Source organism: Sphingobium sp., from assembly GCF_033795625.1.
In the GTDB taxonomy this organism is placed as follows: domain Bacteria; phylum Pseudomonadota; class Alphaproteobacteria; order Sphingomonadales; family Sphingomonadaceae; genus Sphingobium.
Map to the genome: position 1 here is coordinate 13676 of NZ_JARYGI010000015.1, position 13912 is coordinate 27587.

Annotated in this window: 11 protein-coding genes; 8 read left to right on the forward strand and 3 right to left on the reverse strand. The window is 63.6% G+C overall.

Annotated features, from left to right (window positions below; translation table 11 throughout):
• The first annotated feature begins 148 nt into the window (after positions 1-148).
• The 4 genes from ptsP to tilS all read left to right on the forward strand — a co-directional run bounded on the left by ptsP (position 149) and on the right by tilS (position 5296).
• On the forward strand, positions 149-2419 hold the full coding sequence (ptsP, locus tag QHC67_RS09510; protein ID WP_319293684.1) for a phosphoenolpyruvate--protein phosphotransferase: 2271 nt from the start codon (positions 149-151) through the stop codon (positions 2417-2419).
• Positions 2420-2518: 99 nt separating this feature from the next.
• Positions 2519-3385, forward strand: a complete 867-nt coding sequence (locus QHC67_RS09515; RefSeq protein ID WP_319293686.1) for a helix-turn-helix domain-containing protein — start codon at positions 2519-2521, stop codon at positions 3383-3385.
• A 66-nt stretch (positions 3386-3451) separates the two neighbouring features.
• Positions 3452-4351: a hypothetical protein gene (locus QHC67_RS09520; RefSeq protein WP_319293688.1), complete on the forward strand. Its 900-nt coding sequence runs from the start codon at positions 3452-3454 to the stop codon at positions 4349-4351.
• Between the two features lie 6 nt (positions 4352-4357).
• Complete coding sequence (gene tilS / locus QHC67_RS09525) at positions 4358-5296, forward strand: tRNA lysidine(34) synthetase TilS (protein WP_413818516.1); 939 nt, start codon at positions 4358-4360, stop codon at positions 5294-5296.
• Between the two features lie 3 nt (positions 5297-5299).
• On the opposite strand, the gene QHC67_RS09530 is transcribed toward tilS, so the two are convergent.
• Positions 5300-5608, reverse strand: coding sequence for a hypothetical protein (locus QHC67_RS09530; RefSeq protein WP_319293690.1), 309 nt, complete (start codon positions 5606-5608; stop codon positions 5300-5302).
• A 230-nt stretch (positions 5609-5838) separates the two neighbouring features.
• Here QHC67_RS09530 and ftsH point away from each other — a divergent pair, with 230 nt between their 5' ends.
• The gene (gene ftsH, locus QHC67_RS09535; protein WP_319293692.1) at positions 5839-7788 is read left to right on the forward strand and encodes an ATP-dependent zinc metalloprotease FtsH; all 1950 of its coding nucleotides are present in this window, start codon (positions 5839-5841) and stop codon (positions 7786-7788) included.
• A gap of 56 nt (positions 7789-7844) precedes the next feature.
• Here the strand turns inward: ftsH and QHC67_RS09540 are convergent, their stop codons facing one another.
• Positions 7845-9311, reverse strand: coding sequence for an ATP-binding protein (locus QHC67_RS09540; RefSeq protein ID WP_319293798.1), 1467 nt, complete (start codon positions 9309-9311; stop codon positions 7845-7847).
• A gap of 106 nt (positions 9312-9417) precedes the next feature.
• Between QHC67_RS09540 and ppc the strand changes: the two genes are divergently transcribed.
• The 3 genes from ppc to QHC67_RS09555 all read left to right on the forward strand — a co-directional run bounded on the left by ppc (position 9418) and on the right by QHC67_RS09555 (position 13435).
• Entirely contained in the window at positions 9418-12102 is a 2685-nt protein-coding gene (gene ppc, locus QHC67_RS09545; protein WP_319293694.1) for a phosphoenolpyruvate carboxylase, read from the forward strand.
• 77 nt (positions 12103-12179) lie between these two features.
• Positions 12180-12797, forward strand: coding sequence for a peptidase (locus tag QHC67_RS09550; RefSeq protein WP_319293696.1), 618 nt, complete (start codon positions 12180-12182; stop codon positions 12795-12797).
• Complete coding sequence (locus tag QHC67_RS09555; RefSeq protein ID WP_319293698.1) at positions 12797-13435, forward strand: hypothetical protein; 639 nt, start codon at positions 12797-12799, stop codon at positions 13433-13435. Before QHC67_RS09550 ends, QHC67_RS09555 begins: the two co-directional genes overlap by 1 nt.
• A 12-nt stretch (positions 13436-13447) precedes the next feature.
• On the opposite strand, the gene QHC67_RS09560 is transcribed toward QHC67_RS09555, so the two are convergent.
• The gene (locus QHC67_RS09560; protein ID WP_319293800.1) at positions 13448-13897 is read right to left on the reverse strand and encodes a peptidylprolyl isomerase; all 450 of its coding nucleotides are present in this window, start codon (positions 13895-13897) and stop codon (positions 13448-13450) included.
• Positions 13898-13912 lie beyond the last annotated feature (15 nt).

Sequence of the window (13912 nt, forward strand, 5' to 3'; positions counted from 1 at the left end):
GCCGTCCCCTGAAGATGGATTGACCTCTAATGCCGGTCACAACGAAGCAGACCTTAAGGCCCGCTATCGCGCCGACCATGATCCTCGTTTTTTTTGAAGCTGAATATCGCTGTTGGAAGCAGGACGGCGTTTCTGTTAGCCATCGTGCATGGTCACTTCTCCCGCCACTGCCGCCCGCAAGATCCTGAGCCGCTTGCACGAACTGATGGCGTCGCGCTCTGCCGCGCAACAAAAGCTGAACAAGGTCGTGGAGATCATCGGTGAGGAACTGTCGACGGAAGTCTGCTCCATCTACCTTCTGCGCGAGGGGTTGCTCGAACTCTATGCAACCCGTGGTCTGAAGCAGGAAGCGGTGCACGTCGCCAAGCTGGCGATGGGGCAGGGCCTGGTCGGCATCATTGCCCGAAATGTGGAGACGTTGAACCTGGATGAGGCAGCCGCGCATCCGGATTATACCTATTTGCCGGAAACCGGGGAAGAGCTGTTCCACAGCTTCGCAGGCGTTCCGATCGTCCGACGCGAGAGGGCAGTGGGCGTATTGTGCGTGCAGCATGTCGACCCGAGGCGCTATGAGGAAGTGGAGATCGAAGCTCTGCAGACGGTGGCCATGGTCCTTTCCGAACTCATTGCTAATGCCGAGCTGGTTGACGACAGCCGTACCGACGACCGCGTCGCGGGCACGGGCTCCAATATGCTGTCGGGCCTTCAACTGGTGATGGGAATGGCGCGCGGGCACGCCGTTTTCCACCAGCCGCGCATCACCATCGAGCACACCGTCGCGGAAGATACAGAGGCGGAGCGCCAGCGCGTCTACTCGGCCTTTGCGAAGATGCGTGAGCAAATCGAGCGGATGACCGGCGCGTCGGAATTCGGCGTCGACGGCGAGCATCAGGAGGTTCTCGAAACCTACAAGATGTTCGCTTATGACGAGGGCTGGACCCGGCGCATCAACGAAGCCATCGACAGCGGTCTAACCGCCGAGGCAGCGATCGAACGCGTGCAGCAGCGCACCCGGATGCGGATGCGGCAGATCCAGGACCCGTTGCTGCAGGATCGGATGCACGATCTGGAGGACCTCGCCAATCGGCTGTTGCGCATCGTTTCGGGGCAACTCGGTACGGCCGCGCAAATGGGGTTGCGGCAGGACGCAATCCTCATTGCCCGCAACCTGGGCCCTGCCGAATTGCTGGAATATGATCGGCGGCGGCTGAAGGGCGTGATCCTGGAGGAGGGGTCGCTGACCGCCCATGTCATCATCGTGGCGCGGGCGATGGGCGTGCCGGTGCTGGGCCGAGTGCGGGACATCCGCCATCAGGTGAATGAGGGCGATCTCATCCTGCTGGACGTCATCGAGAACCGGGTGTTCGTGCGGCCCACTCCGGATATGGACGAAGCCTTTGAAAACAAGCTTGGGCTTACGCAGAAGCGCCGTGCGGCTTTCGCGGCGGCACGGGATTTGCCGTCCGTGACCAAGGATGGCGAGCGCATAGAATTGCTCGTGAACGCGGGCCTGCGTGACGATGCGAACGCGCTCGATATCACCGGAGCCGACGGCATCGGTCTGTTTCGCACCGAATTCCAGTTTCTCGTGTCTGCAACGATGCCACAGCGGGAAAGACAGCAGCGGCTCTACAAGGATGTGCTGGACGCGGCAGGCGACCGGCCCGTGATCTTCCGCACTGTGGACATCGGCGGAGACAAGGCGCTGCCCTATATGCGGCAGGAAGAGGAGGCCGAGGAGAACCCCGCCATGGGGTGGCGCGGCTTGCGACTCGCGCTGGAGCGCGACGGCTTGATGAAAGCGCAGGCGCGGGCCTTGCTGGAGGCCGCGGCGGGCCGGACGTTATATGTGATGTTCCCGCTGATTTCAGAGCCCTGGGAGTTCGATCATGCCAAGGCGTTGATCGAAAAGCAGCGGGACTGGCTGGTGAACCAGCGCAAGGCAGTGCCAGTCGCCGTGCGTTATGGTGCGATGCTGGAGGTCCCTGCGCTGGCGGAGGTGCTCGACCTGCTCCTGCCGCGCATCGACTTTCTTTCGGTGGGCACCAACGACCTCACGCAGTTCTTGTTTGCCGCGGATCGCGCCCATCCAAAGCTGGCAGAACGATATGACTGGCTCAGCATCGCGATCCTGCGGTTCCTGTCGCGTATCGTGAAGGCATGCGAGGAGCACAAGGTTCCGCTTGGCGTGTGCGGTGAAATGGGTGGGCGAACGCTGGAGGCGATGGCGCTGCTCGGCTTGGGTATGCGCAGGCTTTCCATAACTCCCGCATCGATCGGTCCGGTGAAAGCCATGATCCGTTCGGTGGAACTGGCGCCGCTCCGTGCCGAAATGGCGAAGCTCCTGACCGATGGTACGCCCAATGCACGCGCCGCGCTGGCGACCTGGGCGCAGGAGCGGCGCATCGATCTCAGCTAAAACGGGTTGAAAAGCGAGGTGTTTCCCGCGCAGCGCCGTTGACAGAGGGCGCGTGCCGGTGAGACAACAGCATGGCACGGCCGCTTGCGCGGCTCCCGCATGAGGGGCGGTACATATTTGATGGAAGAGATGGAACAAGGCTCGCTCGACATGGACCGGCCCGGCGAGGTCTTGCGCCGCGCGCGGGAGGCGCAGGGCCTGTCGCTTCAGGACGTGGCGACCCGGACACGCGTTCCGGTCCGCCAGCTCTCGCTGGTCGAGAACCATGACTATGCCGCTTTGCCGGGCGTGCCCTATGCCGTCGGGTTTTCGCGAGCCTATGCGCGCGCCGTTGGTGCGGACGAGATTGCGATAGCGGCTGGGGTCCGACGGGAGCTTTCCAGCTCTGACATGGCGAATGCCCCGCGATACGAGATGTTCGAACCGGCTGACCCGGCGCGCGTTCCACCGCGCTATCTGGCATGGACCGCAGCCGTCATCGCATTGCTGCTGGCTTTGGGGTATGGATTGTGGCGCTCGCAGATGTTTACGCCGCCGAGCGACGAACAGATCGCCGCCCAGATTAGCTCACAGAACGCGAAACCCGCCGCAGGATCAGGCGCCGCTGCGCCAAGGCCTGCACCGGCGCCAACGCAGGGGCCGGTGGTCCTGACCGCGACGGATCAGGTATGGCTACGGATCTATGACGGAACGGGCGAGCGGCTCTTCGAAAAGCAGATGGCGAAGGGCGAAACCTTCACGGTGCCGGAGAACGCGAACAATCCGATGATCCTTACAGGTCGTCCCAACGCCGTCGCCGTGACGGTTGGTGGCCGTCCCGTACCGCCGCTCGGGCGGCCCGAGCGGACTATCTCGGACGTCCCGATCAGCGCTGCAGCGCTGCTGGCACGTCCCGCCGCTCCTGCCACAGGAGAACCGGCAGCGGGCAATGGCGCGGCCGTGCCTGCGACAGCCGCTCAGCAATAACGGACGCTTTACCGATGCCGCAAAGCCCTTATGCTTGACGGCCTGTTCATTCCCTGGGGATCATCCATGCGTCGTCTGCCTGTTATCGCCTCCGCATTGGCGGCTGTTCTAACCTTCGCGCCGCAAGCGGTTGCCCAATCGGCGGCGCCAGTCCAGCAGCGAGTCGAGAAGCTCGAAAAAGAAATGCGCGCGGTCCAGCGCAAGGTGTTCCCCGGCGGCACTCCGATCGAGCCCGATATCACGCGCGCGCCTGTCCCGACCGAAGCGCCGGGCACGCCGGCCTCGACGCCAGTCGCCGATCTGATCGCGCGAGTCGATGCGCTGGAGGGCCAGCTTGCCACTCTGACTGGCCAGACGGAGCAGAACAGCTTCAAGATCAAGCAGCTGGAAGACGCCTTCGCCAAGTACAAGGCGGATGCCGATGCAAGGCTTTCGCCTGTCGATACCGCGCCTACGGCGGGTTCTGGGGCAAGCGATCCGGCTGCGGCCTTGAACGCCCCTCCCGCCGCGGCTCCTACCACTTCTGCAACACGCAGGGCGGAGGTCGCTGCGATCCAGTTGCCGGACACCGGCGATGCGGCGCTCGATGCCTACACTTATGGCTATCGGCTGTGGGAGGCGAAGTTCTTTCCCGAAGCGCAGGCTCAGCTGAAGTCTGCGCTGGACAAATATGGCACTGCGCCCACCGCCAGCCGCACTGCCAATTTGCTGGGCCGCGCCTATCTCGATGACGGGAAGCCCGCGCTGGCGTCCGTCGCCTTCTACGACAATTATCAGAAGCGTCCCAAGGGCGACCGCGCCGCCGACAGCCTGACTTGGCTGGGCGAAGCGCTGATCCAGTTGAAGAAGCCTGCCGACGCCTGCAAGGTCTACAGCGAACTTGAACAGGTCTATGGCGGATCGCTGAACGCGACTCAGCGGAGCATGATGACGAAGGGCCGCGACCGCGCAAAATGCGCAGCGTGACGGGATGTGGCTGAGGCGCAGGTCCGTCGTTTTCGGGGAGCTATCGACCGACTGACCGGCGCTGCAGCCGCGGACCGCTTTGGTATTGCGGTGTCGGGCGGGCCGGACAGCATGGCGCTGCTGTGGCTGGCATCGGCGGCTTTTCCGGGACGGGTAGAAGCCGCCACCGTGGATCATGGATTGCGCGCTGCGTCGACGGAAGAGGCGGCGATGGTCGGCAATTATTGCGCCGGGCAGGGGATCGTGCATAGCGTTCTGCATCCGGCCGAACCTATCACTGGCAACATCCAGTCTGCTGCACGAGCCGCGCGCTATGCTCTGCTGAACACATGGCGTGAAGAGCGGGACCTCGACTGGCTGCTGACGGCGCATCATGCCGACGACCAGTTGGAGACGGTTCTGATGCGGCTCAATCGCGGGTCCGGTGTTGCCGGATTGGCGGGAGTGCGCGCGCGGAGCGGCAATGTCCTGCGTCCGCTGCTGGGCTGGCGGAAGGCGGAGTTGCAGGCTCTGGTGGACGCGCAGGGCGTTCCTTTCGTTCAGGACCCGAGCAACACGGACTCGCGCTTCGATCGTGCTGCCTTGCGCAAGCGTCTGGTGGACGTCGATTGGCTGGACCCCGTTGCCGCCACCCGGAGCGCTGCCGCGCTGGCAGATGCAGAAGACGCTTTGCAGTGGCTGGTTGATGGGCTGGCGACGCGACATGTGGTGCGAGAAGTGGACGGCTGGCGATTGAACCAACCGGCCTTTCCGCGCGAAGTGCAGCGGCGGTTGGTGCTCCACATGCTGAACTTGGCGGCACCGGAATCGCCAACGCCGCGGGGCGACGCGCTGGACGCTGCGCTCGTCCAACTCAACGCGGGTGGGAAGACGATGCTGGGCGACTGGCTGCTGGAAGGCGGAAGCCACTGGACGCTCAGGCCTGCACCGCCTCGAAGGAGCTAAAGATCAGCGCCACGCAGTGAGCGCCGTCGCCAGGATAGCGGAGGCGGCAATGGCGGTCAGTGTCTCGACGATGGAATGGTGATTCCATTCCCAGAACTTCATGCCTTCATATCCCGGCATGTTCCGGCGCAGGCCATTGCCGAACGCTTCGATCCATTGATATTCACGCTGCGTGATTTCGCGCATCACGCAGACGGCAGACCCTGCAAAGCAACCGATCCAGATCGACGCCCGGGTCGGTGCGCCGAGCAAATAGCCGATGAGCCAGCAGACCGCCTGTATGCCGAGGGCAATGGGAACGTGAATGAACATGCGCCTGAAACGCTCTCCTGTGTCGCCGGTTTCCCGTGTGCGGACGCCACGATGGCGGCGTTCATGCCCAGGGACAAGGCGCTCCGGCGCAAAGACGTTTCGCTAGTCACACATTCACCATAGTGAAATACCTTATGTTCTAATTCTTTGCGTGCCGATGAGCATAGCGGGCGACTCATATTGCCATTTGTCCCCCGCGCCCTATCTTGGCCTCAAGAAAGCGAGATGGCATGAACGACGACAAGGAACCGCAGGGCAACCCCTGGATCAAGAGCGCGATGATATGGGCAGGCGTCATCGTCGCCCTGTTGCTGTTCGTGTCGATGTTCGACAGCCGTACTGCAGCGACGTCCGGCACGGGCATCGCCTATTCCGAATTCCGGCAGAAAGTGCAGGACGGGCAGGTCAAGGAAGTGGCCGTTGCACCCGACCGGATCACCGGCACCCTGACCAACGACCAGCGTTTCTCCACCGTTCCCGTCGCGGACCCCGGCCTCACCGGCTTGCTCGACGACTACGGCGTCAAATATAGTGGCCAGCAGGAGGAGCAACCAAGCTTCTGGATGATCCTGATCTACCAGTCGCTGCCGTTCCTGCTGATCCTGGGCATTGCCTTCTTCGTTCTGCGGCAGATGCAGAAGGGTGGCGGCGCAGGCGGTGCGATGGGCTTCGGCAAGTCGAAGGCCAAGCTGCTGACCGAGAAGCATGGCCGCGTGACGTTTCAGGATGTCGCGGGCATCGATGAAGCGCGCGAGGAACTGGAAGAAATCGTCGAGTTCCTGAAGGACCCGACCAAATTTGCGCGGTTGGGCGGCAAGATCCCCAAGGGCGCGCTGCTGGTCGGCTCGCCGGGTACGGGCAAGACGCTGCTGGCGCGGGCGATTGCAGGTGAAGCGGGTGTTCCTTTCTTCACGATCTCGGGCTCCGACTTCGTGGAAATGTTCGTGGGCGTCGGTGCGAGCCGCGTGCGTGACATGTTCGAGCAGGCGAAGAAGAATGCGCCCTGCATCGTCTTCATCGACGAAATCGATGCGGTCGGTCGTCATCGCGGCGCGGGCCTCGGCAATGGCAATGACGAGCGCGAGCAGACTCTGAACCAGCTTCTGGTCGAAATGGACGGCTTCGAAGCCAATGAAGGCATCATCATCGTTGCGGCGACAAACCGTCCTGACGTGCTTGATCCCGCTCTCCTGCGTCCGGGCCGCTTCGACCGGCAGGTCGTCGTGCCCCGTCCCGATATCGAGGGCCGCGAGAAGATCCTGGCTGTGCATATGAAGAAGGTGCCGCTGGCGCCCGACGTCAACGCGCGCACGATCGCACGCGGTACGCCCGGCTTCTCCGGCGCGGACTTGGCTAACCTTGTCAACGAAGCGGCGCTGATGGCGGCGCGGCGTGGCAAACGTCTGGTGGCGATGGACGAGTTCGAAGCGGCCAAGGACAAGGTTATGATGGGTGCGGAACGCCGCTCCATGGTCATGACCGACGACGAGAAGAAGATGACGGCCTATCATGAAGCGGGCCATGCGATCGTCGCGGTCCATGAACCGGCGTCCGACCCGATCCACAAGGCCACGATCATTCCGCGCGGCCGTGCGCTGGGTATGGTGATGCGCCTGCCGGAACGGGACAGCTACAGCTATCATCGCGACAAGATGCACGCGAACTTGGCAGTGTCCATGGGCGGGCGCGTCGCCGAGGAAATCATCTTCGGCTATGACAAGGTGTCCTCGGGCGCGTCGGGCGACATCCAGTACGCGACCAAGCTGGCTCGCGACATGGTGACGCAGTGGGGCATGTCCGACGTGCTCGGGCCGCTACAATATGAGGAACAGCAGGGCGAGACGTTCCTGGGCTACTCGCAGAGCCAGCGCACGCACATGGCTGACGAAACCGCGAAACTGATCGACAAGGAAATCCGTTCGATCGTCGATGCGGGCTATGAAAAGGCCAAGGATGTGCTGACGACGCAGGTAGATCAGCTTCATCTGCTGGCCAATGCGCTGCTGGAATATGAAACGCTCTCGGGCGATGAGATCAAGACGCTGCTCGACAAGGGCGAGATCACGCGCGACGACGGCACGACGATCCGGCCCTCGGCCATTCCGGTTGCTGGCACGGCGATCCCGAAGACGCGCCGCCGCAAGGGGCCGTTCGGCGATCCGGCACCGCAGGGGGCTTGAACTTCGTAATGGTCTGAAAGGGCGGTGTCTCCGGACATCGCCCTTTTTCGTGGCCGCTATCCCTCCGCTGCTGCGGTGCTTAGCCCGAGTTCAGGTACGCCGATCGAGCGGCGGCCGCCGAAGTCGGTGCGGGCGACGATGACGCCCTGCTTCTCCATATATTCGATCAGCCGCCGCACGCGGCCCTGCGAACTGGTGCCATAGGCGCGGGCTAGCGCCTCGTCGTCCGGGCAAGGTTCGCCGGTAAGCGCCGCATGCGCAATCAACAGGAACGGCGCGAGCATGTCTTCCGGCAAACGGCCGGCGGCGGAGAGCGGCAATTCCCAGCGCGGGTCCATAGGATCGAACATGCCGGCCTGCGCCATCGCAAAGCGGCGGCGGAAGGCGGGGAGGTCCAACGGCACCTTGGTCAAGCGGTGCATGCGGCAGCGGACGGTGAAGTCCTGATACAGCACAGCCATCGACTGGAAGGCGCTGCCCGGATCACCTACCATTTCCTGTAACACCGTGATCACGGCGGTATCGGAAGCTGCCTGGTCGGGCTGGGGCTCTGCGGCCCGCTCGGCGGCGGGAACGGAGAGATCGGGGCCCGAGATGCTGCGGATCAGATCCTCTGCCGCGATGGGTTGAGGCTTGGGTTCGGGGCGAGGCGGCGGCGCATCTGCCTCCATTTCGGCGAACAGCATCGCCTGCACATTACCGCCCGTAACCGTCTGCGGCAGGGGCATCAGCCCATGGGTGCCGGTCCGCGTGCTGGTCTGCACCGCGCCGATCTTTACCGATATGGGCCGGCGGCTGATAGCCGGGCCGAGGGCGAGGAAACGTCCGCGCTCCAAGTCGCGAATCTGTTCGGCCTGCCGTCGCTCCATGCCCAGCAAGTCGGCGGCACGGGCCATGTCGATGTCGAGGAAGGTCCGGCCCATCAGGAAGTTGCTGGCCTCCGCCGCGACATTCTTGGCGAGCTTGGCGAGGCGCTGCGTCGCTATCACGCCCGCGAGGCCACGCTTGCGCCCCCGGCACATCAGGTTCGTCATCGCGGCCAGCGACACACGCCGCGCGTCCTCCGAAACGTCGCCCGCCGCGGCAGGCGCGAACATCTGTGCCTCGTCCACCACGACGAGTGCGGGATACCAATGATCGCGGGGGGCATCGAACAGAGCATTCAGGAAGATCGCCGCGCATTTCATCTGCGCATCCACTTCCAGCGATTCGAGGTTCAGCACGACCGAAGCGCGGTGTTCGCGGATGCGCGCCCCAAGCGCCGCGATTTCCCGCTCATTATATGCGCCCGCATCGATGGCGACATGGTCGAAGCTGTCGGCGAGCGTCACGAAATCGCCTTCCGGATCGATCACGACCTGCTGCACCAGCCGGGCGCTCTCCTCCAGCAATCGCCGCAAAAGATGGGATTTGCCCGATCCTGAGTTTCCCTGCACGAGCAGACGCGTGGCCAGCAGTTCCTCGACGTCCATCCGGACGCTCTGGCCTGCACTATCCGTCCCGATTTCGATTCCCGCCGTCACTTCGCTGCCATGGCCCAGAGCGCGGCGCACAGGCAAGGGGGCATGAGATAAGCCGCTGAGGTGAATGCTGCTTGACCGTGTCTCTGTTGCGTTGCAGCATCGTGCGATGGCCAGTATTCTCCCTATCACGCAGAATCCCGACATCCGCTTTTTGGGCCGCCTTCTGGGCGATGTCATCAAGGCTTATGGAGGCGAGAAGCTTTATCGTCAGACGGAATATATCCGCTCCGCCTCTGTCGATAGGGCGCGGGGCGTGGCCGGGGCCGATCTGGTGGACACGGGACTCGATGCGCTCAGTCTCGATGATACGCTGGCCTTCGTGCGCGGGTTCATGCTGTTTTCGATGCTCGCCAACCTGGCAGAGGATCGGCAGGGAATCTCGGTGGAGCCTGGCGCGGATCTGGCGTCCGCCGTTGCCGCGCTGGAGGCGCATGGCATATCGAAGGATGCGGTTCTTGCTCTGCTGGATACGGCGCTGATCGTGCCCGTCATGACCGCGCATCCTACCGAAGTGCGCCGCAAGAGCATGATCGACCATAAGAATCGTATCGCCGACCTGATGCAGCTGATGGACAGCGGTAAGACCGAAACCGACAATGGCGAGCAGATCGAGGAAGCCATTGCGCGGCAGATCGCCCTGCTATGGCAGACACGGCCGCTGCGGCGCGAGCGGCTATATGTGCAGGACGAGATCGAGAATGTGCTCGCCTACTTTCGTGACGTGTTCCTGCCGGTGCTGCCCGCGCTCTATGCGCGGTGGGAGCGGGTGCTGGGCGCCCGCCCGCAGAGCTTCCTGCGCGTCGGAAACTGGATCGGCGGCGACCGGGACGGCAATCCCTATGTGCAGGCGGAGCAACTCAAGTTCGCACTCTCTCGGGCGTGTGAAGCGGCGCTTACTTTCTATCTCGATGCGGTTCATGCTTTGGGCGCGGAGCTGTCTATCTCCACCGAGCTTGCGCAGGTGCCGCAAGCTGTCCTCGATCTTGCCGAGAAAAGCGGGGATACATCGCCCAGCCGCAAGGATGAGCCCTATCGCCGGGCGCTGACCGGCATCTACTCGCGACTCTGTGCGTCTTATGTGGCGCTTACCGGCAAGCAGCCCGCCCGGCCTTCGAGTTTGGTGGCGGAAGCGTATGAGGAGCCGACGGCCTTGCGCCGCGACCTCGCGTTGATCGCGCAGGGGCTGGCCAGCGAGTCGAGCGGCGTGCTTGCCACCGGCGGCGCGCTGGGGCGGCTCATTCGGGCAGTCGAGACCTTCGGTTTCCACCTCGCCACGCTGGACATGCGGCAGAACAGCGATGTGCATGAGCGCGTCGTCGCCGAATTGCTGAAGCAGGCGGGCGTCGAAGCCGACTATGCGGCGCTCGACGAGTTTGCGCGGATCGCGCTGCTGCGGCGGGAACTAGCGAGCAATCGGCCGCTCGGTTCGCGCTTTGCCGGCTACAGCGAGGAGACGGCGTCGGAACTCGCCATCGTCCATGCGGCGGCGGACGCGTTGAAGACCTACGGCCCGCAGTGCATCACCCATTATATCATCAGCAAGGCCGAGAGCGTGTCGGACATGCTGGAGGTCAACATCATCCTCAAGGAAGCAGGCTTATGGCAGGCTGGCGTCGATGGCGCGCCGCCCCAGGCCACGATCATGTCCGTGCCCCTGTTCGAAACCATTGCCGATCTTGAAGCTGCGCCATCCATCATGACGGCCTATTTCGGCCTGCCGGAGATTGGCGGCATCGTGACGCGGCGCGGCCATCAGGAAGTGATGATCGGCTATTCCGACAGCAACAAGGATGGCGGCTATCTGACGTCCACCTGGGGGCTGCATCAGGCGTCGAAGGCGCTGGAGCCGGTGTTCGCGCAGGTGGGCACGGCGATGCAGCTGTTTCACGGACGCGGCGGCGCTGTAGGGCGGGGCGGCGGTTCCTCCTTCGCGGCGATTAGAGCGCAGCCGCCGGGCACGGTCCAGGGCCGCATCCGTGTCACGGAGCAAGGCGAGATCATCGCGGCCAAGTTCGGCACGCGCGATGTCGCCGCCGTCAATCTGGAGGCGATGACGAGTGCGACGCTGCTTGCCAGCCTTGAGCCGGAAGCGCTTTCGGAGAAGGATGCGGCGCGCTTTGCGACCGCGATGGACCAGTTGTCGAGCGGCGCATTCACGGCCTATCGTGCGCTGGTATATGGCACGGAGGGGTTCAAGGAGTTCTTCCGTGAACTGACGCCGATCCAGGAAATTTCGGGTCTCAAGATCGGATCGCGCCCTGCCAGCCGCACCAAGAGCACGCGCATCGAGGATTTGCGGGCTATCCCCTGGGTGTTCAGCTGGGCGCAGGCGCGCGTGATGCTGCCGGGCTGGTACGGCGTGGGGCATGCACTGTCCGACTTCGAGGACAAGGCGCTGCTGGCTGACATGGTGCAGGCGTGGCCGTTCTTCCGTTCGGCCATGGCGAACCTGGAGATGGTGCTGGCCAAGTCCGACCTAGGAATTGCCCGCCGCTACTTGCCGCTCGTGCAGGATCAGGCCGCGGCAGACAGCATTTTCGGACGCATAGCCGAGGGATGGAGCAAGACCCACGACGAATTGCTTGCGCTGACCGGCCAGTCGCGGCTGCTGGAGAAGAACCCGGCGCTGGAAACGTCGATCCGGCTGCGGCTTCCCTATATCGAGCCACTCAATCTGCTTCAGATCGAGCTGCTGAAGCGGCACCGGGCAGGCGAGGACGACGCGCGGATCAAGGAAGGCATAGAGCTGTCGATCAACGCCATCGCCACGGCTCTGCGGAACAGCGGCTAAAGCGCTCGCTGTTCGTTCACAACCAATTCAACCGCGGGACGTTATTCTATCATATGATCTGAATAAGGAGAAAGCCCATGGCTTCCCGTTCATTACGTTTGACGTTCGTCGGACTGCTTGCCGCGCTCAGCGTCGGCGGTTGTGCTTATGACGATGGCTATGGTTACGGCGGGATGTCCGTCGGCACCGGACATTATGCGGGGAATTACGGTCCAGGCGGCTATTACGATCCGAGCTATTATGGCGGCTGGTATAATGACTTCTACTATCCCGGCACAGGCTATTATGTGATCGACCGGGGTGGACGCCGCCATCGCTGGAACGACAACCAGCGCTCCTATTGGGAAGCGCGTCGGCAGCAATATCGCGGGCGTCAGCAGGCGGGCAGGCCCGATGCTCGGCCGGGACGCGGCACCTACCGCCGGCCGGATCGCGCAGTAGAGGGGCAGCCGGGCCGTAATTTCGAGGGCAGGCGGCAGTGGCGCCGCGATGGGCGGCCTGACATGGGCGCTAATCCCGCAGACCGCGCGCAGGCTCCGCGCGCCGTGCCTGCGGATCGTCCTGCCTTACGCGAAAGATGGCGTGGCGGTGACGCTGGCGCTGCAGCACGTGCGGCTCGTCCTGAAGGCGGCGCGCGAGCGGGTGGCTGGCGCGGATCGCCCCGTAGCAATGGTCGCCAGCAGCGGCCGCAATAATGCCGGTGGCCCGGAATGGATATGCCGCCTTGTTGCTGCTGGCGGGATTGTCGGCCTGCGCGCCCGGTGAACGTAGTACGCTCGAAAATGTCGCCAATGGGGCGAACACTACAGATATCGAAGAGACCGTGGAGGCGCAGGCCCTGTCGGTGATGGAGCCTCTCAATCCGCCGGCGCCGGGCACGCCGGGCGGATTGCCGGACGACAGGGCACCCCTTATCGAAGGCCCGATAGATCCCGGCACGCCGCAGGGCGCTGCGCAGGTCGTGCAGGGCTATTATGGATTGCTGGAGGCCAAGCGCTTCGATGAGGCGCAGGACTTGTGGCGCGACGGCACCGATCATGGCGACGAACCCGCCAAGGCATTCGCGCAGCATTTTGCGGGCTTCAGCGAAATTCATGCCAATATAGGTGCGCCGTTGGACTCCGAAGGCGCGGCAGGGTCGGTCTACGTCACCGTGCCGGTTCAGGTCTATGCGCGCGTGAAGGCGACCGGGAAGCCTTATTATGCGCTGCGGTCCGTTGTCCTGCGCCGGACCAATGATGTGCCCGGATCGACAGCGGAGCAGCGCCGCTGGCATGTGTACAAGATAGGGGCCTGGCCCTCATTGAGCCAGACCCCTCCAAAGCCGCAGTAAAGATCGGGAAGATCAGGCCACGGTGGCCTTGACGATCTTGCCGGGCGTGCGCGGCGGCTCGCCCTTGGGCAGCGCGTCGACATTGTCCATGCCTTCGGTCACTTCGCCCCAGACGGTGTACTGGCCGTCAAGGAATGTGGCGTCATCGAAGCAGATGAAGAACTGGCTGTTCGCACTGTTCGGATTGGACGAACGCGCCATCGAGCAGACGCCGCGTACATGGGGCTGCTTGCTGAATTCCGCCTTGATGTCGGGCAGCTTCGATCCGCCCATGCCGGTGCCGGTCGGGTCGCCGCCCTGTGCCATGAAGCCGGGGATAACGCGATGGAACACCACGCCGTCATAGAAGCCTTCCTTGGCCAGCGTCGTGATGCGCTCGACATGGCCGGGTGCCAGATCGGGACGCAGCTTGATGACGACATCGCCGGTGTCGAGGGAAAGGGTAAGGGTTTCGTCGGCCATCATGCATCCTTTTCA